The organism is Sphingobacterium spiritivorum (assembly GCF_016725325.1).
GTDB lineage: Bacteria > Bacteroidota > Bacteroidia > Sphingobacteriales > Sphingobacteriaceae > Sphingobacterium.
On the sequence record NZ_CP068083.1, the window covers coordinates 3,332,830 to 3,354,902 of the forward strand.

The window sequence follows — 22,073 nt, forward strand, 5'->3', positions numbered from 1 at the left end:
AGTACACATGAAAACAATAGTTCTATTCTTATGGATAAGTGTTTTAACCACTTTGGTCGATGCACAAGTTGCTACTACCTCATTTTTTGTGAACGGTGACAAGGATAAATTCTATCCGGTAATATTTCAGGATAATAACTGGGGAAACAGCGTTGCTACAGTAATAGAAATCGGACGGTCAGATACCCATTATGATGAAGAATGGAGGGGGTCGATGATCGCACGTTTTCGTATACATAATATGCTTTGGGGACATGGTTCCCATTTTATTGAAACGGATATCTATCAGGGCAGGCATGGTAATGTCGATATTGTTCCATTTATTGCCGGGTATAAGGATGCAACTAGATATAGTGACAATAAGGAATTTATTATATGGTTAAAAGGAGCTTCGACATATTTTTATGTATCTAACGCCGCTCAATCTCCCCGAATATATGATAATGTTCAAAATATATTACCTTATCAAGAGGAAGGCGGACCTGCGCATACCTTCAAGACCAGTGTGGAAGAGTATGTAAATTCGAGGGGATCCAATACGGATGGTGTTATTCATGTTATGGGACAAGCTACCAATTATTTTGCCGGAAATATCGGGATCGGTAAACGGGATGCTACCGAAAAACTGGAGGTCAACGGCAATATCCGTGCTAAAGAAATCAAAGTGGAAACTAACAACTGGCCGGATTATGTATTTGAAGAAGATTATAAACTGAAGTCTCTGACAGAAGTAGAAACTTTTATCAAAGCCAATAAGCATCTTCCGGATATCCCTTCTGCTAAAAAGATAGAAGAGGATGGACTGTCTGTAGGAGAGATGAACAAGCTTATGATGAAAAAGATAGAAGAGCTGACTTTACATCTGATTGAGAAAGAGAAAGAGATCAGGGACTTAAAAGGAATAAAACAAGAAATTGTTGTGCTTCAGGAAGAAATACAACAACTAAAAGAGAACTTAATGCGAAAGTAAGATGAAAAATAAAAAAACGGCTTTTTGTATACTATTAATGCTCTATCTGGCAGGTACAAAATTAACCATACAGGCACAGGTGTATCGCAACTTAGTCGAATATTCTTATAATGGTGTCCCGACACATGGTGTGAAAATAAAAACCAATATTCCTTTTATGCATCAGGTTGATATGCCGACTGTTAAAATTCAAGGGTACAACTATGGGAATGGTGAAGTTATGGATTTAACTCTTGTGTTTTACATCTTTAATAATGATGCAAACTTACCTAAAGTATGGGCGTCTTCTGTATCTACCGCAGGTTCTTACTCACCAAGAATATTCTTAGCTCAGGAAAACGGGAAGGTGGTGATTTTTATAGATGATAAAAGCTATTTTCTACGTTTTTTTGTTGATGCGTTTACGCATGGTTTTAATAATACCCCTGTATATTACACAAGTTGGGCCACGGCTGATGAAGCATTAAGTAGCAGTGAGATCGTCGAATTGCAATACAAAAACTCTTTTAATGGAGTTGTAATGTTTCCTGAAAATGGAATCTGGAATACAGACGGTAATGTAGGTATTGGCACGACTACTCCTACGGAACGCTTAGCTGTGAACGGTAATATCCGTGCTAAAGAAATCAAAGTCGAATCTGCCAACTGGCCGGATTATGTATTTGAAGAAGATTATAAACTAATTCCTCTGGCTGAAGTAGAGGCTTTTATCAAAGTTAATAAGCACCTTCCGGATGTCCCTTCTGCTAAAAAGATAGAAGAGGATGGACTGTCTGTTGGAGAAATGAACAAGCTCATGATGAAAAAGATAGAAGAACTGACTTTGCACCTGATTGAGAAGGAAAGGATTCAGAAGCAATATGAACAACAGTTAGCCGATATGGCACAAAGACTTAAAAAACTCGAAGAAAAGCAATGAAAAATAAAATTTTAAAAACAACAGGAATAGCCCTCAGTATATTTTTTACACACATGGCCTCTGCACAACAGGATAATAGGGTACAGATTAGTTTGGATGCACCTGCATATGGTGTTAATCTACTAGCAAATTTTGGAACCGGAGTGCCCGGAGGATGGGCAAGAGGATACCGTATTTCCAACAATGATGATTCAGAATCCTTTATTCAATTAGGAACAATGGGGTATCTCGATGCAGCAGGAAAATCATTTCAATCCTATTCTTATATCGGTAAGAACTATGATCGTCCGTTTATGATCTTCCAGCCGGATGGAAATATTGGTATAGGGACAACAACTGTTGAGAATAATGAAGGGTGGGAAAAGGCGCTTCAGATTAACGGAACTGATCATGCCAAGTTATTAGTAACGACTAATGCAATAAGAACTGGTATGTGGTCCCACAACAGCGGATATTATGGGGCTGTCACAGGCGGTATGGTTGGAACACATACCAATCACCCATTTTCTATTGTTACAAACGGAGTGTCTAAGGTCACTATTTTATCCAATGGTTATACAGGTATTGGCACGACTACGCCTACGGAACGCTTAGCGGTGAACGGTAATATCCGTGCTAAAGAAATCAAAGTCGAATCTGCCAACTGGCCGGATTATGTATTTGAAGAAGATTATAAACTAATTCCTCTGGCTGAAGTAGAGGCTTTTATCAAAGCCAATAAGCATCTTCCGGATGTCCCTTCTGCCAAAGTGATAGAAGAAGACGGACTGTCTGTTGGAGAAATGAACAAGCTTATGATGAAAAAGATAGAAGAATTGACCTTGCATCTGATTGAGAAAGAAAAACGACAGGAAATACTGTCACAACGTGTACATATGCTTATAGAAAAAGTAGATCAGCAAGCCAGCGAAATCAATCAGCTAAAGAATAAAAGATAATGAAAAAATTAGCAGTATTTATAATGACTTCCCTTTTATCACCTTTTCCGGGAGTAGCACAACTTAGAAATGATGCGGGGCTGCGGGGAGATGCGGGAGCGACTTCTGGATTTTATGAAGCTAATGCACCGGTCAATTTTCCAGGTTCTGCTACAGGATGGTGGCATCTGCTGGATGTCAGACACAGTAATCCGGCCAATAACTATGCCATGCAGTTTTCGGGAAGCTTTGTAGATCAGCAACTATACTTTCGCAAGACAGATAATGATGCCGGAAGACCCTGGAGTCGGGTATTGCTGGAGACGAATGGTAAGGTTGGAGTGGGGACTTTGAATCCAGGTACGGAACTGGAAGTTAATGGTACAGCCATCATTTATAACAAGAATGGTAATAATTTTAATGAAAATTTGCGGCTTCCAAGTTCTCAATATGGCTCAGCCAGCATTGCCTTAGGCGCTATACCCGGGACATCGGGTACAGGGTATGGTCAATGGTCCTTAGTCAAGTTTTCAGAAGCACAAGGATCAAAATTCAGTATAAGACATTTCCATACCGGACATTTAAATATTCTAACCAACGGAAATGTCGGTATAGGCCTTGAAGAACCGTCAGAAAAGCTATCCGTTAACGGCAATATCCGTGCTAAGGAAATCAAAGTGGAGATGAACAACTGGCCTGATTATGTATTTAAACAGGAATACAAACTCCAGCCGTTATCCGAATTAGAAACATTTATCCTTCAGTATGGTCATCTTCCCGATATGCCGCAGGCAGCGCAGGCTGAAAAAGAAGGTGTATCATTAGGCGAGATGAACAAGCTCTTGTTGAAGAAAGTAGAAGAACTTACACTGTATCTGATTCAGAAAGATAAAGAGATCCAAAGACTGAATCAGATCTTAATCAAAGAAGAAAAATAAACATGTTGCCTTTGGTATAGATGGCATTTTATCTTACGGTTGATTTGAAGATATTGCCTGATTTTACAAGCGGATTATATTCTTTATTTTAGCTTTTTGTCAGATAAGGTCCACAGCTTATGAGGCAGACTTATTCTTATCAAACCGATTATTATATCCTTAGTCCCTCTCCGAAAGAAAATAGCAACCTGCTATTATTTCAAATCCGTTTATTTAATAAATAAAAAACACAGGCTTAATACCTGACCTTCATACGTTTACTTATGATGAAGAAAATAATAAATTGCTTTTCGTTTTAAAAAATTTCTTATATTAGAGCTGTTAATCTTTATTATTGGAATTGCTGATCACTTTTTAATTTCTTCCTTAGGAGTATATTTAGTCGGTTTTTTATTTTTTCTTTCAGATAAACAGAAAGTATACATCCCTTGAGTGAAATCCTTCGGTCGGCCCAACATTATTTTAAAATGAAAAAAATATTTTGTTTTGTCTTCTTATGTATGGCTTTTTCCGCAGTATACGGGCAGCAGGAGTTAAGTGTGGAAGATAGTAGAAGTACACCTACTACTCCTCTGCAATACAATTTTAAACTTAAGCCTTCTTTTAAATTTAACACTGTTCTGGGCTTAAATGCTCCTGGGTTTTATTCTACCGTTTTAGGCATCAGAGGCTGGGAAGATGATTCAGGAGGTAAGGCTCATGAATTAGCCTTTACAGATGCTGATCTTTATATAAGATCCGGGTACGATGCCGGTTGGGAAGCATGGCGTAAAATTATTACTACGGATGGGAAAGGATATGTGGGCATTGGCAAAAGCGAGCCGCAAACACAACTGGAAGTGGCACCTCCGTCTTCTAATGTTTCCGCAGGTATATTTCATTCAAATGGCGGACAGGCCTGGGGACATGTACTAGCTTTAGTCACCGATTTTGGTTTTGGAGATAACCCAAAGCTGCTATTTAGTTATAGAAATAAAGCCAAACAATGGGCCATTGGTGGCGGGTATGACTCAAGTAGTTTTAGTATATGGGAGGATGGCGGAGATGGTGTATATGGGAGTGGATTCGGAAATGCAAGGTTCACCATATTACCTGAAGGAAATGTAGGGATAGGAACTGACGTTCCAACGGATAAACTGTCCGTCAACGGCAATATCCGTGCAAAGGAAATTAAAGTCGAGACAGCTAACTGGCCGGACTACGTATTTGAAGAAGATTACTCGCTTACATCCCTTCCTGAAATAGAAGCATTTATTAAAACCAATAAACATCTTCCGGATATACCATCGGCGCAGAAGATTACTGAAGAAGGCCTGTCTGTAGGGGAAATAAATAAACTGATGATGAAAAAGATCGAAGAGCTTACGCTTTATTTAATTGAAAAGGATAAGGAAGTTCATAAACTGAGTGAAAAAATGACTGAAATGGAAAAAGAAATTATAGCGCTTAAAAAAATAAATAATTAAAAATGAATAATTTAAGTAAGCTTTATAGCTGCATGCTGTTAATCATAATGTTGTGGCCTTCAACAGGATATACTCAGCATTTTTTTGAAAAATCTTTTACCGTTTCCTTTCCGCATAACCAATCCGGAATGGTCAGTTACATTCAGATTCCAAAGGGACTTCCCTTTAGCGGTATTGTAGAAGTTTCCCTTACCGGAGGATATAATTATCAACTGAACCGTGGGCTGTTATCTAAGAGAATAGATATCGTATATGGTGGTGGAACCGTTAATACTTATCTTAGTCAGTCTTCTGAGATTGCAATTGCTTCTGAACCGCTTGCCTTACAATGGAATATCGGTGATTTTGATTCTGTTCGTTCCGTTATCCCTGTCTACCACCTGACATCAATCGGAAATGATATTTCGGTAACCATCCGTATGAATTTGCTCCATGAAAATTATATAGCTCCGCTGCAATCAGGAATCACTATGTCCGAAGCTGTTTTCGAAGCGAATACAGCAATACGTCCATACCGGTTTTTTGCGGACTCACGTATTGGGATCGGGACATCCGATCCGGAGTATCGCCTGGATGTAGTAGGTGGAGTACGAGCGCATGAGCTACGTGTGGAAACGACAAAAACTGCTGATTATGTATTCGAAGAAGGTTATAACTTACCGGATCTGAAGAGTGTGCAACAATTTATCAAAGAAAATGGCCATCTGCCAGATATTCCTTCAGCGGCAGAGATGCACCGGAATGGTATTAACGTAGGTGATCTTCAGATTGACCTGCTCAAAAAGGTTGAAGAGCTTACTTTATATATGATAGAATTGTCTGTTGCCAATAAGCAGTTAAAAAATGAACAGACAGAAATGAAGAAGCAGATCCATAGTCAGCAACAGGAAATAAAGAAGCTGCGAACTAACAAAAGGATACTAAAATGAGAAGAGTAATTTTCTGGCAAATCGTATTAACTGCAGTTATGGCTGTATTGGTGTCCAATGTGTATGCACAGAATTTCAATCTGGGAAATTCAGAACATCTTCCCGGATGGTATAAATTTGGAAGACTGACCCTGCCTCAGGGAGGTGCAGATGCACGGATCAGTATTCTTAGCGGAAAAGGATATAATGCAGATGTTCTCCAGAATGGCGAATGTTTTATTCATTTCAGAACCAGTAACGGAATTCATCATACCGATAATTTTTACGGTGCTGGTACTTATTATAATACAGGAAAAACAAAGATTATATCTGAGTTGACCATTGTACAGACCAATCAGAATACATGGGATTTCTATGCTGTTTTTCCATATTATACAGGTTTTTATGCTGTGCTAAATCTGGAATCAGTGGCAGGGCAATGGCAACCGGCTTTTGAAAAAGCAGAACCTCCTGCTCATGCTGTTAAACAGATATTGCCAGAAGAGCACACACTGCAATCTGATTCATATACTGTCGCAAAAGTAGGTATTGGCATACCCAAGCCTACAGAGCAACTGGAAGTCAACGGCAATATCCGTGCAAAGGAAATTAAAGTCGAGACAGCTAACTGGCCGGACTACGTGTTTGAAAAAGATTATCCGCTGACACCCCTTCCCGAAATAGAAGCATTTATTAAAACCAATAAACATCTTCCGGATATACCACCAGCGCAGAAGATTGCTGAAGAAGGTCTGTCTGTCGGAGAAATGAACAGGTTGCTGCTGAAGAAAGTAGAAGAACTGACTTTACATCTGATAGCGAAAGATAAAAAAATAGAAATTCAGGATAAGATGCTTTTAAATATTATGGACAGGCTTCAAAAAATTGAAAACAAGTAGTTATGAAACTAAAATATTTAATTTTACTTTTTTTATCTCTGATACTCTTATCATCAGGCAAAGCACAGCAACATTTTGACCAGAGTCAGTTAAAAAGTACCGTAATAACTTCTCTCTCCGTACCGGATACGCGGGCATATCGGTATGAAATAGCAGCTCTGGGATATAATTCTTACCATTGGCAGACGGGCGGGACTATTGTGGTAGAATTTTACCAGTCCAGTTATTCTCCATCTTATGACAAGTATATTATCAATATCGGTTATGGTTTTGGGGCTTCCTATGGAGAGCCTGAAGTGAGTCTTGTAGAAAGTTATGGAAATATACATCATGCTCGTTTGATGCTCGGCACACCTTATGACCTCTCCAGTTCTATGGGAGGATATGCTAATAAAGGTATTCCTATATATGTAGATGTTCAGCAATATGTCAATTATACTGTTAAAATATCGTATCTGCAAAATCGTGTCGAAGCATTAACATGGGTTAATGAAATAAAGATAAATCTGACTCCGAACCCCCAACAGATTGATAATTTTACTGCTCAGACGGTCCTGGATAAGCCGCTAAGTTCCAGTAAAAATCTTATGGTGAGCGGCAGTGGAAATCATTATATCAGTAATGGAAATCTAGGCATAGGTACCACTACTCCCCAGGAAAAACTGTCCGTCAACGGTAATATCCGTGCAAAGGAAATTAAAGTCGAGACAGCCAACTGGCCGGACTATGTATTTGAAGAAGATTATCAGCTGACACCCCTCCCAGAAATAGAAGCATTTATTAAAACCAATAAACACCTTCCGGATATACCATCGGCTCAAAAAATTACGGAAGAAGGCCTGTCTGTCGGAGAAATAAATAAACTGATGATGAAAAAGATTGAAGAGCTCACACTGTATCTGATTGAGTTAAAAAAAGAGAGTGAACAGTACAAAAAACAGAATCAGGAAATGAAAATCCTTCTAAACGAAATCCTGACTAATAAAAATTTAAAATAAAATATTTTATGCTGTCCAGATTAATTTTGTTGTTTTTGTTCCTGTGTACGTTTATGGTTACATGGGGTCAGTCTTCCGGAATGATAACAATAGGCGGAGACATAACCAAATTTTACCCTGTCACATGGCAAGATGGAAATTTTGATCAGCATAAACCCACAGTGCTGTATTTAGGAAGAAGTAATATCCACGAGGGAGGGTTGTGGAAAGGTTCTGTGATGGCAACGATTGTTTATCATGCAAGCAATGGTGGGCATGAGTCTAATTTTCTAGATGTAAAATTAGGTACTTCAAAAAATAACAGTATCTACCAGTCATTTATTGCTGGATGGGCAGATGCTACACTTCAGGGAGAAGTAAATGAAATCGTATTGTGGCTGCGGGGAAATACAAATTACTATTATAACGCTACCGCTTCCGTTGTACCTGTTGTATATGACGGGGTGCAACATGCGTATCCTTATGTTACTGCAATCGGAGGGAAGATTTTTGATATAAAATCCAATGAAGAAGATTATGTAATGCGAAATGGAAATACATTCAGTGAATCTCTGAATGTTCTGTCCGATCAGTCGAGTTATTTTAAAGGAAATGTGGGCCTTGGAAAACGGAATCCTGCAGAAAAGTTAGAAGTCAACGGCAATATCCGTGCAAAGGAAATTAAAGTCGAGACAGCCAACTGGCCGGACTATGTATTTGAAGAAGATTATCAGCTGACATCCCTTCCTGAAATAGAAGCATTTATTAAAACCAATAAACACCTTCCGGATATACCTAAAGCTGCGGTCGCCGAAAAGGAAGGAATATCGCTGGGCGAGATGAATAAACTGCTGCTTAAAAAGGTTGAAGAGCTTACGTTATACCTGATAGAAAAGGATAAGGAAATCAGGGAATTAAAAGAAATGCGCCAGGAGATAAATGAACTTAAAAATAATATGAAATAACGTGAAAATGCACATAAAATACTACTTATTTGGACTCTTGCTGGCTGGGTCATCATCATTATCTTATGCACAGAATTTATTAAATCTAACCGACTGGAAGACAGGAGCTGGTTCAGCGGGAATGTTTAATCAGAATGGTCAGACGATCGAAAATACAAGAGAATGGGGAGTCGGGCCACATGCTAATAGGGTCGTACTCTGGAAAGCGAGTCCGGAAGGAAATGCTGACGGTGACGGAGGCTGGGATAGTAACCCGGTAGAAATAGATTATAAAAAAATGTATCGTTCTTCTGTTTGGATCAAAAAAACAAATTCACGCGACGGGACTACTTATTTTGGTTGTGTATCTGTTGCGGGACTCGATAATGTGCCGGATAATAATCCCTACTTCTGGCAAGGGGAGCTGCCGGTACTGGATCGCTGGTATCTGCTGGTCGGATACATTCACGCTGCGGATGATCCTTCCACTCAACATTTTGGAGCAATTTACGATGGTACTACAGGAGAAAAAGTGGTAGATATGGTTGATTTCAAATTTTTACCTGGCAGCTGGCATACCAATCATCGTACATACCTCTATTATGATCCCAATATTAATGACCGTCAATATTTTTATGCTCCGAGACTGGAAGTGGTAGATGGTAATGAACCGACAATAGAAGCGCTGCTGAGTATAAATAAGGGACAGAGTGAAGTTGCTTATTTCTCAGGTAAGGTAGGTATCAAAACGAATACCCCACGGGAGTATGATCTTGCTGTTAATGGGAAGATCCGTTCGCAGGAAGTCAAAGTAGAAGCCTCCAACTGGCCGGACTATGTATTTAAGCCTCAGTATAAATTACAGTCTCTGGAGGGCTTAGAAAATCATATTAAACAGTATGGCCATCTTCCTGAAGTTCCTTCTGCCAAAGTGATAGAAGAGGACGGTCTTTCGGTAGGGGAGATGAACAAGCTCATGATGAAAAAGATCGAAGAACTAACGCTGTATATTATTGATCTGCAAAAACAAATTGACACGTTAAAGAAAAATTAAATTTCAAAACCATGAAAACTATCTTAGGAAAGTTAACCAGAACCGGAGTAATAGCTACGCTGTGTTATGTTACAATGTCTGCACAGGGATTTGCACAGACTAATACCTTTCCGGCTTCAGGTCCGGTCGGAATAGGAACAACCTCTCCAAAAGCGATATTGGACGTAGCTGCCCCTTATATTCATAATGGCCAATTGGGAACGGTTTTAGGCCGGTTGCTTGAAGGTGATGTTACAGGAGAAGGTACCTTTCTGGGCGTGCGCGGATACGGTACCCAATACAGTACGCAGTATGGATGGAAAAGTTTTGCTCTTGAACACTCCTTTTACGGATACATTAATAGTTCTATTAATTTTCTAAGAGGGGATGATGCGACAGGAGGTTTTTTAACCTTTAATACCGATAACAATATTGAGCGTATGCGTCTGGATGCAAAAGGAAAATTGTTATTGGGAACAACTGTTTCCAGAGGTGAACTTCTTTCCGTCAACGGTCATATCCGTGCGCAGGAGATCAAAGTCGAAGCTGCCAACTGGCCGGATTATGTATTTGAAGAACGTTACACTTTACCAACTTTATCAGATCTGGAGCTCTATATCAAAACACATAAGCATCTTCCTGAAGTTCCTTCTGCTAAGCAGGTTGAAACGGATGGAGTTTCTCTTGGAGAAATGAATAGGGTGTTGCTGAAAAAAGTCGAAGAACTGACATTGCATCTTATAGAAAAGGATAAGGAGATAAAAACATCAAGTGAAAAAATTAGAGATATCGAGACGAAACAACAGGAATTAGAACTTCTTCTCCAAAAATTAACATCCAATAAATAATAATCCGTTATGAAAACATTAAAATTTTGTTTGTACTTACTCTTATGTGTTAACATTGCAAATGCACAGAATACATTTCCTGCATCAGGTCCGGTCGGAATAGGAACAACCTCTCCAAAAGCAATATTGGATGTTGGTACACATATTCAGTATGGTGCTTTAGGAACTATATTTGGCCGACTGGAAGAAGGAGATGATACTGGATCGGGAACTTTTCTTGGAATTCAGGGTACAGGAACAAATGTGATAGGAGGCAAGAGCTTTTCCCTTATCCATAGTTTTTACGGGCAGATCAATAATGCGATCAATTTTCACCGAGGAGTTTCTACAACCGGGGGATTTGTATCCTTTAATACTAATAACAATACCGAACGCATGCGTCTGGATGAAAATGGCCATTTGCTTTTAGGGACGACTTCCGTTGATAATAACGAGGGTTGGGACAGAGCATTTCAGGTCAACGGAGAAGGGCATGCCAAGATGCTGGTGACTACAGGAGTCGCGCGAAGTGGTCTGTGGTCACATGAAAGCGGGTATTATGGAGCAGTTGCAGGCGGTATAGTCGGTACGCATACCAATCATCCCTTTTCCATTATTACAAACGGGGCTTCCAAGGTCACTGTATTAGCTAATGGCTATACCGGTATTGGTACAACTACACCAACAGAACGCTTGGCCGTCAATGGAAATATCCGGGCAAAAGAAATCAAAGTGGAAGCCGCCAACTGGCCGGATTATGTATTTAAGAAAGACTATGAACTGAAGCCACTCTCTGAGCTCCAGTCTTACATCGAAGAACATGGCCACCTGCCGGATATGCCAAAGGCTGCAGAAGCTGAGAAGGAAGGGGTGTCATTAGGGGAAATGAATAAGTTGCTGCTTAAGAAAGTGGAGGAGCTGACGCTGTATATTCTGCAAATGGAAAAGAATAATGAAGCACAACAGGCACAGATAAACCAGTTATTACTTCAGAAAAAATAGAATATGAAAATCAGACTTTCTCTTAGCAGTTTTATAGCTTTTATGCTGCTTTGTCATTATACCTGTGCCCAGAACCTGGTAAATCTCAGTGATTGGGTACCGGGTACCGGAAGTACTGCATTTTTGGAGGTTAATGGAGACCCGGCTAATAATATCCGGGAATGGGGCATCGGACCCTATGGTAACCGTGTAATATTATGGAAAGGAGTTGGAGGAATAAATGATGCTAATGCAGGATGGAACTCCAGACATTTTGAAATCGATCATCGGAAAATGTACCGCTTTACTATCTGGCTGAAGAAAACGAATTCAACAGATGGTTATAGTTACTTTGGTTGCGCAAATGTAAATAACTTAGATAATACACTTAATGCTAATCCTTATTTCTGGTATGGTGATTTACCCGAACTGGATAAATGGTATCTGGTCGTTGGCTATATTCATGGAAGTGCTGATCCGTCAACAACATATTACGGAGGTATATACGATGGTGTCACAGGAACCAAGGTCGCCGAAATACAGGATTTTAAGTTTCCTGATTATGTTACAGCGACCTTCCAACGAACATACCTCTATTATGATCCTAATGCTAATGATCGTCAATATTTTTACGGTCCCAGAGCAGAAGTTGTAGATGGTAATGAGCCGACCATAGAAGCACTTTTGGGAATCAATAAAAGTCAGGCTGATGTAGCCTATTTCTCCGGAAAAGTTGGTATCAAAACCAGTACCCCGCGGGAGTATGATCTGGCAGTAAACGGTAAAATCCGTTCACAGGAAGTCAAAGTAGAAGCTGCCAACTGGCCGGATTATGTATTTAAGAAAGACTATGAGTTGAGATCGCTTTCCGAGCTTCAGACTTACATCGAAGAACATGGTCATCTGCCGGATATGCCAAAGGCTGCAGAAGCCGAAAAGGAAGGTGTGTCATTAGGCGAAATGAACAAACTTCTACTGAAGAAAGTAGAAGAGCTGACGCTGTATATTCTGCAAATGCAAAAGAATAATGAAGCACAACAAGTGCAGATAAACCAGTTATTACTTCAGAAAAAATAGAATATGAAAATCACACTTTCTCTTACCAGTTTTATAGCTTTTATGCTGCTTTGTCATTATACCCTTGCCCAGAACATTGTAAATCTCAGTGATTGGGTGCCAGGTACCGGTAGTACTGCTTTTTTGGAGGTGCATGGAGATCCAGGTAACAGTATAAGAGAATGGGGTGTCGGACCCTATGGTAACCGCGTAATATTATGGAAAGGAGTTGGGGGAATAAATGATGCGAATGCGGGATGGAATTCCAAACCTTTTGAAATCGATCATCGGAAAATGTATCGATTTACGGTCTGGTTGAAGAAAACGAATTCTACAGATGGTCACAGTTACTTTGGTTGTCGGAATGTAAATACACTTAATAATGTACCTGATGCTAATCCTTATTTCTGGTATGGTGATTTACCCGAACTGGATAGATGGTATCTGGCAGTGGGCTATATTCATGGGAGTGCTGATCCGTCTACAATATATTACGGAGGTTTATATGATGGTGTCACAGGAACAAAGGTCGCCGAAATACAGGACTTTAAGTTTCCTGATTTAGCCACCACTACTTTACACAGAACTTATCTTCATTACGATACTAATCCAAATGATCGTCAGTATTTCTATGGCCCGAGGGCAGAGGTTGTAGATGGTAATGAGCCGACCATAGAAGCACTTTTGGGAATCAATAAAAGTCAGGCCGATGTAGCCTATTTCTCCGGAAAAGTTGGTATCAAAACCAGTACCCCGCGGGAGTATGATCTGGCAGTAAACGGTAAAATCCGTTCACAGGAAGTCAAAGTAGAAGCTGCCAACTGGCCGGATTATGTATTTAAGAAAGACTATGAGTTGAGATCGCTTTCCGAGCTTCAGACTTACATCGAAGAACATGGCCACCTGCCGGATATGCCAAAGGCTGCAGAAGCCGAAAAGGAAGGGGTGTCATTAGGCGAGATGAATAAACTTCTGCTTAAGAAAGTAGAAGAGCTGACACTTCATCTTATTAAAAAGGAAAATCAGCTGCAGCAACAGAATAAACGTATTTCTGAAATTGAGCAGCAACTGAACAGAATAAACCTAAAATAGAATCTGATGAAAAGTAACCATATTTTATACACTGTTATCTCAATTGTTTGTGTTTTTTTAACACAATATGAAACACGAGCACAAGGCTCGACAGGGCAAAAGCCTGAAGTAATTCGTTTACCTGATCCGCAACCACCAAATGCTGCAGAACTTGGGAAGTATGGGGTGTATCCTGCAGCAGAATACACTGGTGTACTTCCTGTTTCCATCCCTTTGTTTGAAATTTCAGTTGGAGGCAAGAGCCTGCCATTCAGTTTAAACTATCATGCTTCAGGGATCAAAGTTAGTCAGAGAGAGACAGAGGTTGGATTAGGGTGGAGCCTATCCGGCATATATACCATCAGCAGAACTGTGATGGGTGGCCCGGATGAAAAGCTCTTAAGTGGATCGTCAGGGGTGTATTTTCATACTCCTAAAACAGGTCAGGAAATAATTAATTATGCGTTTACTCCCATACCTACAGCAAATCAGGGAGAGATATTGACCATAAACAATCAAAGAAGAATAATGGAATGAACTCTAATTCAAACATGAGAGTTATTTCCAAAGAGGAGAATTAAAAAAAAATCAAGTAATAATTTATGATGGAATTGTATAATTATTTTTCAGATCCAAATGAGGCCGTTTTGACGACATTATTTGTCTTGAATAAAGATGAGCAAATAACAAGGATATACCATCATTTAGAAGATGGAATGTGGGAATTTGTTGGCGATACGGAAGCAGCAGAATCTGACTATCGAGTTGTTTCTATACAAGAAATGGTCAATCTTGACAATTCGATACTTTCTGTATCGAATATGGAACCTGGATATTTTGCACATAAAGTTGTAGGAAATAATACTTTTTTTATAGAAAAAATACGAAGTGACTGTTAAATGGTGGGATATGATTTTAGTCGAGAAAGGAATAAGAGTAAGTCTTTGATAGAATACACATGCAGTTTTCACATATAATGATGTCTGTAAGAGACGATCGGCTTTTTATTAAAAGTGTCGGTTTATTTACGTGGTATATTTAAGTAGGAGGAAACACCATTACATATACAAAATGGAAACTCGGATCTAGACTTTGGCGTAAAATGATTGGATCAATCGCAGATTTCCGTACTGGAAAACTAATTTTTTTTGATTTGGTAAACGAATTAGAAGGAGCATTATATGCAGGAGAATTTAAGGATGAAGATCTTATTATGAAATGGTATGAATTCTGGACACCTTTGGAAATTATAAATGCAACAAAAGGAAATAGTGATTTTTGTTAATTTAATTAACTATTTTAACTTTGTAAGTAAATAAAATTAGCCTACTAATGGTAAGAAATTGGTTGGCGATATTGTTAAAAATTCTCCAACCTTGGTGAAGAAATATCGGAAAGCTTTAAAAAAAGAAAAAGTAGCAAAAGACAAAATTAAAAAGGGGACACTCATGGTATTTGAATACCACTTGTAACAATAAGAAGAAGCAAAGTAAATTAGTAGTTTGAAATATTAGACTATAAATTTAAGAAGTTGATGAAAAATGAAATGTCAGATAAAATCTTGCTAAAAGGAATTTTGATTGTTTTCTTATTGAGGGAAGTGATTGATTTTAGTTTTCAGGCATCTAAGATTTTAACACTTTTGTTTTCGGAAAATTTGGATATTTGGAAAGTAGTTTTCTTTGGCTTAATTAGCTTTGTTATTATTGGTGAAATAATATTTGTGAAGTTTTTGCCTAAAATAAAAATAAGTCTAATACTTATTTCATTATTAATCCTGTTATCATTAAACAAAATAACAGATTTTGTAGAACCTTTGTTTTTAGAATATGTAGGAATTGATTACATAAAGATTAGACTATATGAAAAAATGTTGGAATTTTACCCTTCAAGAATATTTCAAATACATTATTATTTAATCTTAATTTATGTAAGCTACGTGATATATCATAACAGAAAGTTAAAAGATAAAAGTTAGAATCATTGTTGTCCGATATAACTTTTACCCTAATCTATCTAGGACAGCTGAAATGAAAATCATCCGGAATCCTTGCGATATTCAGAAAATTGTTTTTTAATTCCTGAATATCACAGTCTAGATAAATAGAAATATGCAATCTAAGTATGTCAACAAATAACTGGTTCTTTAGAATGAGCTATCAGAGAATAAAACGTATTATTTAAACTTAAAAATAAGGATAGTAAAGTATGAATTTCATTTTGATTATTCTAAAAACTATTACTCATCTGGAACATCGGAAGGTACATGGCGATCAGAATCAGACCGACCACTAATCCGAGAAAAATAATAATAAAAGGTTCCAGTAAATTGGAGATGGTGGAGGTACGGTATTCTACTTCTTCGGTCAATTGATCAGCTATTTTTTCAAAGAAAAAATCCAGTCGGTTTACTTCCTCTCCAACCTTGATCAGCTGTACGATTTTTGCCGGATAGAAGGAAAATTTACCCAGTGACTGGTGTAATGATTCGCCTCGCATAATAAATCCTTCCGTCTGCCGTAGAGAGTCCTCAATAGGATAAAAATCTGCCATTTGCTGTACGAGCTGTATAGAGGTCAGCAGAGGCGTATTCGTACTAACCAGCAGACGCATGGTATTGGCAAATCTGGCCAGATGTATCTTACGCACAATATCTCCGAACAAGGGCAATTTAAGCAGTACTTTGGCATAACCTTTTCGCCACCACAGCTTCTTACGGTTGACATAGGCAATAATCATTACTGTAAGAACAATCAGGATAAATCCCCAGAATGTCTGATCCAGAAAATTAGAAACCTTGAGGATAAAAGCTGTAATCCAGGGGAGCTGACCACCAAATCGGGTGAAGACATCTGCAAACATAGGCACAACGAATTTCAGCATAAAGAATACAGCTCCTATTGAAGTTGAAAATACAATAGCTGGATAAGTTAGCGCGGATACAATCTTGCGGCGCTGGCTGATCTTATTTTTATAAAACTGAGCCAGTTCTTTCAGGACTTGCCCTAATTTGCCTGTTTCTTCTCCGATCCTGATGCTGTAATATTCATAATCACTGAATTTACCTGTCTTACGTATGGCTTCAGAAAGTGCATCTCCTTTCAGTACTTCATCTTTTATGCCGGTAAAAATTTTTCCATTCTTGGATTTTTCTTTTTCCAGTAAAACCAGATCAAAGGATGTCCTCAGGTCTACTCCCGACAACAGAAGCGTGCTCAGTTCAAGGTAAAATTCTTCTTTTTTACGATCCGGTAACTGACCATCTCCAAAACTGATATCCTTGTTCATAAACGACCATATGCTTGCTTCCTGATCAGTAACAGGTGGTCGTGCAGTTGTCGTTTTTTTCTTTTTCTTGTATTGGGAGATGTCAATATTCGGCATAATCGTGTTAATTAAAAGAGTATTGCAGATTTTCTATACGCATCAGCTGCTGTGCCGTATAGTTCTTAGATAAGGATTGACTCCATGTTTGTTTTTCCTGCTGCAGCTGTAAGGAAAGTCGGTTGATCAGGTTTGGGTCGGGTAATTTGGGACCTTCAAATTCAGCTTTGTGTTCCAGTACTTTCATCTGAAAAGTATCTGTACGAAGATCATATTGGTTTCGTAAGATATGATTTGCGGAGAGTGTATATTTTATCTCTCCGCTGCTATCCTGTATTGTTAACCGTTCATCTTCCAGATAAATGGCTCTTGCATGGTCAAAATCCCGGACAAGCAGATGCTGTAAAAGCTCTGCCTGAAATTGCTCATTTTTCTTTTGCTGCTGTTCATGCGACAGATTCATAAACAGTTGAAACGTATAATAGCAGAGACCGATTACTACAGCTGCTATAAGCATTGCTATCGTAATCTCAATCAGGGTAAATGCTTTTAACTTATCCTTATTCATCTCTGTTCTCTTTTAATACCACTAAACTGTCCAAAATAAGATCGCTGTGAGGATGTCGGGCAGAAGCAGTTATTCTTTTTAATCGGGGATAATCCTGATTGGCCACAATACGAATGGTATAGGCAATACTGTCTCTGATGATATGTTCTTCTGTTGCGACAGGGTACTTTTCATATTCTTTTTGCAGATCCTTGAGATGCATTTTTATCTGCTGCTGTGTCTGGCTTCGGGATGCTTTGTTTATATTAGCGAATATAACCATTCCTGCTGCAAATACAGACATAATAATCAGTAATGCAATCAGCACCTCCACCAGAGTAGATGCCCGCAAAGATATATTCATCTTATTGACCATTGTTCAGCGACTGAAGAAGTGAAGCAGAAACTGTTTTCTGTGCAGGATCCCATAAAAAAGAGCGAAGGTAGTAAGGACTTAATTTCTTGCGGTCCAGGGTCAGATCGATAAGGAAGTTTTCATAAATGGAAGCCGGTGTTTTGACAAGAAAACGATAACAATAAGTAGTCCCTATAAACTGTACAGGCTTATCATACTGCAACATGCCGTATACAAGCATATCACCTGAAATTATAGATTCTTTTCCTACCGAGACAACAGCTGGTACAGGCGAGCGTTTATCTTCATAATAGAACACTGTTCCTTCGATACGACATTTCTTACCAATACGTATCTGAGGTCTTGAATCTTCTTTTGGCGATTTTACAATCCCCAACACAGATGGAAATTGCAGATGTACCTCATCTTCTACCATAATGGAGTCCAAAGCAAAGAATTGGGCACTGCCCTTAAAACCTTTTTCAATGTGGATGGACCGTGCGACAATTATGGCATTGTGAATAGCTGAATTGGAGGAGATATGTAAAGTGCTGTCCACTACTAAAATGACATGTCCGGATATACTGTCTGCAGTCAGTTTCAGTGCTTCCATACTTCTGTATTGTGCTGCAGACCTGTAGAAGGATTCCTTTAAACTGCCTGACGGAATAGAAGCTAAATCTTCATTATCCAGCAGATCATATAATTGCTGTATATGATCCAGCCGTTTCTTTTGTAATTTGGGAAGTTGACGTTCGCTGTCCTTCTTTTTTCCCTGTACAATATCTTTATGTCCGGAGTAATATTTGCCGTCCACATAGGCTGGATGAATTCCGGCTTTAGGAAGCTGGACATTACCCACAATGTCGGTTTTGCCACTTACAGATATCGGCCGGTCTTCATCCGCTACATACAGAACAAGACTATCCTGCAATGGTATACCCATCATAAAAGCTCTCTGAAGAGTGTCTTTTTGAATATAGCTTCTGACATATCCGATATCAAATATTCCCCATTGCTGCTTGTTCACCGAAATGGAGTCTCCGGAATACAATACAGAATGCAGAACACTGTCTCCGGAGGTATATGGAAAATCAAGCGTTTGCATAATGGTGACGCCGGCTTCCAGTTCCTGTTGAAGAAGATCATAACGGTTGAATCGTGCTGTCTGATCTCTGAAGAAGAAGGCCAGATAAAGCATAGATCCCAGAATAAGCGTTATGATCAGCGAGATAATAATTGCCAGATGTAATGCTGCGGCCTTCAGCATAATTACTTCTGTTTGGGTTCTTTATTTTTATTAAACAGTTTACCGAGTGTACGACCAAGATAACTTCCGGACTTCCGGAATAGATTGCTGTTGGTGTACTCTTCCTCAGAGATGGATTTTCCTTCGTTGTAGTACTGTACAGATGTACTGTCTGATCCGGAAAATAGCTGGATAGCACCGTGCAATTTTCCGTTTTTCAGTTCTCCTTTCTTTTCCTGTTTGCCATCGGAGTTATATTGGACAAATGCACCTGTTTCTATACCTTCTACCCAGTTGGATTCTTTAGTCAGCAGACCTTCAGCAGACCAGCTACGCCATAAACCATTTCTAAGGCCAAACTTAAAAATACCTTTCTCGGCGAGATTTTTATTGGGATAATAGCGGGTATACTCTCCGTCGAGAAGTTTACCGCTGAATCCTCCGGCAGTACGTGTTATTTTATTAGAGGCATACCAGGAATATATTCTGTCAGATTTTGAATTTATTCTTTTGTCTTCCGCAAAAAAAATCTGCTTTGACCCGTCTTCACCGTTTATGGTAAAACGGTTGTATTGTACCTCTTGTCTTTTCTGCGCTCCCGATGATAAAACCAGAGAAAGGCCGAGCAAGGTTAAATAAATTCTAATCTTCATCTTTATATATAATTTTGGATTCGCCGTCTACCTGAACTTTTACAAAGGTGCTTTTGATCTGCAGCACTTTTACACCCTGCAATTGATCTCCCGCATTGGCCATATTTTGTTTGCCCTGTATAGCCAGGATGGCTGTTGCATTTCTGCCATTTTCATTTTCGATATAACCCAGATAATCTACTTTAGTCTGTGGAAGTACAGGAGCCGGAGTAAAATAAGCAGCCGGATTAGGGCTGGTTACAGCTGGTGCATCTGTATTTTCCTGAGGAATATCCATGCCTCTGAGCATAGGGTCTTCATAATCCAGAGTCAGCAGTACATCATCTTTGATCCGGTAATAGTTGAGATTGACAGTTTCATTTTCTATTGTTGAAGCCCGTATAACCGCAGTTGTGTTGTCTTCAGATACTGAAGCGAATATGGTGTAGATAATATAGCCCCACAGTGCGATCACTACAATAATGAGTCCATATGTCAGTGCCTTGTTTTTCATTTAATTCTTTGCCTTGATTTCCAGCTTGCGGTAAGTGTAAATCCCTACGCTGCCATTATTTTCCGGCCGTACACGCCATGTGTAAGCTCCTGCTTTGAGTGGCAATCTGGCTTTATCTCCTGCAACCAGTGTATCGATAACATCACTTCCGACCTTTTCAAAATCCGGACTTACTATCTGTAGTCTGTAAGCTTTGGCATCCTGATGTGTGTCCCACCAAAATGTAATCAGTGTATCTGCAGTAGAAAAATTGTCTGCAGGACCAAGAAGAGCTACCTGTTCCTTCTCTAAAGGGTATTCTATAAAATCAGCACATGAGCTAAACAAAGCTATAGCAGCAATAAGGAATGGTATCTTCATATTCGGGTTAATATTATTTCATAAAGATAAGAAATTTGATGAATAGGGGTGAATAGTTAAGGGGTTATTTTTTGAAATGTAGCATCTGTAAGGGTTGTGATGTTTCTTATTTACTCTTAACGTTTTTTTTATTTCTTTTATTTTAAATTCTGTTTTACTTTAGTTGTAGTTTCGTTATTTTTGTTTTGTTTGGGTAATGTTTTTTTTCGTAGAATTTTTATTGTTATTTGTTTCTTAAGAAATCTAGAAGAGGGTAAGTATATATGGAATGGAAATCAATGGGTAAAACAATAAATGTGATGTCGTTGAAACTTAGAATTGTCAGTTTGTTTATAGTAATAGTCTTTGTGTCTAATCTTATTACATGTAAAGGAGGGGGAGAAGGTACGGATAGGCAATTTTTAAGTATTGTGCATATGCATCCTATCAGGTATACCAATGATTGCGTCGAAATTTTGAATAAATTGAATGATGCTCTAAAAAATAAGACGTATTCATTTAAAAAAGAGGAATATATAGGCTCAGCAAAAATAATGCTTGATACAATTCTGTATAGTCCTGATTTTGATAAGATGGTTTTTTTTGTACTTGTAAAAAATCCCGTATCAAAGCAGTTATTACCTGTCAAAAAAGATGAATTTTACTATGATGCTTATTGTTACATGGCGAAGAGAAAAGAAGGTAATATAATAACATTGAATTGGTTTGAAAAATTTAGTCTGATTAATTATTACAATTTGACTATTGCAAAAGAGGATATAAAAGACTACTATTTTAATCGATTGTCAAAAGTTAAGAATACAAGGGGGCAACCAAAATATAAATACAATGTTGATGACAAACGCTTTTGGGCTGATTCGCTATGGAATGTAATCTATAAAGATACCATTACATATAATTGAAAAATCTTATATCGACAGTTGAGTTTGCTTACAAAAATGAAAATGATTTAGTGGATTATATAAACTGGGCTATAAACGTTGGAGAAGTTGCAACTAAGAAGGTACCTATCGTTGCAGAGCAAGTTGCTACAATTAGTAAACAAGTTGGGAAAAACTTAATTAGTATAAGAACTCCTAATAAGACCTTACATTTCGATCTTCAAGGAGCAACGAATAAAGGTGTGCCTCTGCACATATCCAACAATCTTTACTAAATGCGAATTCTAAAACAGGTTAAGTGTTCT

27 protein-coding genes are annotated in these 22,073 nt (G+C 38.6%); 20 read left to right on the forward strand and 7 right to left on the reverse strand.

Annotation, left to right across the window (positions count from 1 at the left end):
* The first annotated feature begins 7 nt into the window (after nt 1-7).
* The 18 genes from I6J02_RS21795 to I6J02_RS14030 all read left to right on the forward strand — a co-directional run bounded on the left by I6J02_RS21795 (nt 8) and on the right by I6J02_RS14030 (nt 15,884).
* Nucleotides 8-970 carry a DUF4200 domain-containing protein gene (locus tag I6J02_RS21795; protein ID WP_236581900.1) on the forward strand — a complete coding sequence of 321 codons (963 nt, stop codon included), beginning with the start codon at nt 8-10 and terminating at the stop codon, nt 968-970.
* A 1-nt stretch (nt 971) separates the two neighbouring features.
* A complete protein-coding gene (locus tag I6J02_RS13950) occupies nt 972-1,889 on the forward strand; it encodes a tail fiber protein (RefSeq protein WP_201678475.1) in 918 nt (305 codons plus the stop codon).
* Complete coding sequence (locus I6J02_RS21800; protein WP_236581901.1) at nt 1,886-2,827, forward strand: hypothetical protein; 942 nt, start codon at nt 1,886-1,888, stop codon at nt 2,825-2,827. The genes I6J02_RS13950 and I6J02_RS21800 overlap by 4 nt, the downstream gene beginning before the upstream one ends.
* The gene (locus I6J02_RS13960; protein ID WP_201678476.1) at nt 2,827-3,744 is read left to right on the forward strand and encodes a hypothetical protein; all 918 of its coding nucleotides are present in this window, start codon (nt 2,827-2,829) and stop codon (nt 3,742-3,744) included. Before I6J02_RS21800 ends, I6J02_RS13960 begins: the two co-directional genes overlap by 1 nt.
* A gap of 467 nt (nt 3,745-4,211) precedes the next feature.
* Complete coding sequence (locus I6J02_RS13965) at nt 4,212-5,210, forward strand: tail fiber protein (RefSeq protein WP_201678477.1); 999 nt, start codon at nt 4,212-4,214, stop codon at nt 5,208-5,210.
* 32 nt (nt 5,211-5,242) lie between these two features.
* On the forward strand, nt 5,243-6,139 hold the full coding sequence (locus I6J02_RS13970) for a hypothetical protein (protein ID WP_201678478.1): 897 nt from the start codon (nt 5,243-5,245) through the stop codon (nt 6,137-6,139).
* Complete coding sequence (locus I6J02_RS13975; protein WP_201678479.1) at nt 6,136-7,017, forward strand: hypothetical protein; 882 nt, start codon at nt 6,136-6,138, stop codon at nt 7,015-7,017. The genes I6J02_RS13970 and I6J02_RS13975 overlap by 4 nt, the downstream gene beginning before the upstream one ends.
* 2 nt (nt 7,018-7,019) lie before the next feature.
* Entirely contained in the window at nt 7,020-8,015 is a 996-nt protein-coding gene (locus I6J02_RS21805; protein ID WP_236581903.1) for a hypothetical protein, read from the forward strand.
* Nucleotides 8,016-8,023: 8 nt separating this feature from the next.
* Nucleotides 8,024-8,959: a hypothetical protein gene (locus I6J02_RS13985; RefSeq protein WP_201678480.1), complete on the forward strand. Its 936-nt coding sequence runs from the start codon at nt 8,024-8,026 to the stop codon at nt 8,957-8,959.
* Between the two features lie 7 nt (nt 8,960-8,966).
* A complete protein-coding gene (locus tag I6J02_RS13990) occupies nt 8,967-9,992 on the forward strand; it encodes a hypothetical protein (RefSeq protein ID WP_317191821.1) in 1,026 nt (341 codons plus the stop codon).
* A gap of 11 nt (nt 9,993-10,003) precedes the next feature.
* Nucleotides 10,004-10,819 (forward strand): hypothetical protein, encoded by an 816-nt coding sequence (locus I6J02_RS13995; RefSeq protein ID WP_201678482.1) that lies wholly within the window; start codon nt 10,004-10,006, stop codon nt 10,817-10,819.
* A gap of 9 nt (nt 10,820-10,828) precedes the next feature.
* Entirely contained in the window at nt 10,829-11,800 is a 972-nt protein-coding gene (locus I6J02_RS21810; protein WP_236581904.1) for a hypothetical protein, read from the forward strand.
* 3 nt (nt 11,801-11,803) lie between these two features.
* Nucleotides 11,804-12,856 (forward strand): tail fiber protein, encoded by a 1,053-nt coding sequence (locus I6J02_RS14005; protein WP_236581905.1) that lies wholly within the window; start codon nt 11,804-11,806, stop codon nt 12,854-12,856.
* A 3-nt stretch (nt 12,857-12,859) separates the two neighbouring features.
* The gene (locus I6J02_RS14010) at nt 12,860-13,927 is read left to right on the forward strand and encodes a tail fiber protein (protein WP_236581907.1); all 1,068 of its coding nucleotides are present in this window, start codon (nt 12,860-12,862) and stop codon (nt 13,925-13,927) included.
* Between the two features lie 6 nt (nt 13,928-13,933).
* Nucleotides 13,934-14,443, forward strand: a complete 510-nt coding sequence (locus tag I6J02_RS14015; protein WP_201678483.1) for a hypothetical protein — start codon at nt 13,934-13,936, stop codon at nt 14,441-14,443.
* A gap of 65 nt (nt 14,444-14,508) precedes the next feature.
* Nucleotides 14,509-14,805 (forward strand): hypothetical protein, encoded by a 297-nt coding sequence (locus I6J02_RS14020; protein ID WP_201678484.1) that lies wholly within the window; start codon nt 14,509-14,511, stop codon nt 14,803-14,805.
* Nucleotides 14,806-15,008: 203 nt separating this feature from the next.
* Nucleotides 15,009-15,191 carry a hypothetical protein gene (locus I6J02_RS14025; protein WP_201678485.1) on the forward strand — a complete coding sequence of 61 codons (183 nt, stop codon included), beginning with the start codon at nt 15,009-15,011 and terminating at the stop codon, nt 15,189-15,191.
* A 261-nt stretch (nt 15,192-15,452) separates the two neighbouring features.
* The gene (locus tag I6J02_RS14030; protein WP_236581908.1) at nt 15,453-15,884 is read left to right on the forward strand and encodes a hypothetical protein; all 432 of its coding nucleotides are present in this window, start codon (nt 15,453-15,455) and stop codon (nt 15,882-15,884) included.
* Between the two features lie 251 nt (nt 15,885-16,135).
* On the opposite strand, the gene I6J02_RS14035 is transcribed toward I6J02_RS14030, so the two are convergent.
* Genes I6J02_RS14035 through I6J02_RS14065 form a run of 7 tightly spaced genes read right to left on the reverse strand, consistent with a single transcriptional unit; the run spans nt 16,136 to nt 20,887 of the window.
* Nucleotides 16,136-17,290, reverse strand: a complete 1,155-nt coding sequence (locus I6J02_RS14035) for a type II secretion system F family protein (protein WP_201678487.1) — start codon at nt 17,288-17,290, stop codon at nt 16,136-16,138.
* Nucleotides 17,291-17,297: 7 nt separating this feature from the next.
* Entirely contained in the window at nt 17,298-17,798 is a 501-nt protein-coding gene (locus I6J02_RS14040) for a type II secretion system protein (protein WP_201678488.1), read from the reverse strand.
* A complete protein-coding gene (locus I6J02_RS14045) occupies nt 17,791-18,141 on the reverse strand; it encodes a type II secretion system protein (RefSeq protein WP_201678489.1) in 351 nt (116 codons plus the stop codon). Before I6J02_RS14045 ends, I6J02_RS14040 begins: the two co-directional genes overlap by 8 nt.
* 1 nt (nt 18,142) lies before the next feature.
* On the reverse strand, nt 18,143-19,402 hold the full coding sequence (locus I6J02_RS14050; RefSeq protein ID WP_201678490.1) for a hypothetical protein: 1,260 nt from the start codon (nt 19,400-19,402) through the stop codon (nt 18,143-18,145).
* A gap of 2 nt (nt 19,403-19,404) precedes the next feature.
* Nucleotides 19,405-20,034 carry a toxin-antitoxin system YwqK family antitoxin gene (locus I6J02_RS14055; protein ID WP_201678491.1) on the reverse strand — a complete coding sequence of 210 codons (630 nt, stop codon included), beginning with the start codon at nt 20,032-20,034 and terminating at the stop codon, nt 19,405-19,407.
* Nucleotides 20,024-20,527 carry a hypothetical protein gene (locus tag I6J02_RS14060; RefSeq protein ID WP_201678492.1) on the reverse strand — a complete coding sequence of 168 codons (504 nt, stop codon included), beginning with the start codon at nt 20,525-20,527 and terminating at the stop codon, nt 20,024-20,026. The genes I6J02_RS14055 and I6J02_RS14060 overlap by 11 nt, the downstream gene beginning before the upstream one ends.
* On the reverse strand, nt 20,528-20,887 hold the full coding sequence (locus I6J02_RS14065) for a hypothetical protein (protein ID WP_201678493.1): 360 nt from the start codon (nt 20,885-20,887) through the stop codon (nt 20,528-20,530).
* Nucleotides 20,888-21,150: 263 nt separating this feature from the next.
* Here I6J02_RS14065 and I6J02_RS14070 point away from each other — a divergent pair, with 263 nt between their 5' ends.
* Together I6J02_RS14070 and I6J02_RS14075 are read left to right on the forward strand one after the other, a co-directional pair.
* Nucleotides 21,151-21,789: a hypothetical protein gene (locus tag I6J02_RS14070; RefSeq protein WP_201678494.1), complete on the forward strand. Its 639-nt coding sequence runs from the start codon at nt 21,151-21,153 to the stop codon at nt 21,787-21,789.
* Complete coding sequence (locus I6J02_RS14075) at nt 21,786-22,043, forward strand: hypothetical protein (RefSeq protein ID WP_201678495.1); 258 nt, start codon at nt 21,786-21,788, stop codon at nt 22,041-22,043. Before I6J02_RS14070 ends, I6J02_RS14075 begins: the two co-directional genes overlap by 4 nt.
* Nucleotides 22,044-22,073: the final 30 nt, after the last annotated feature.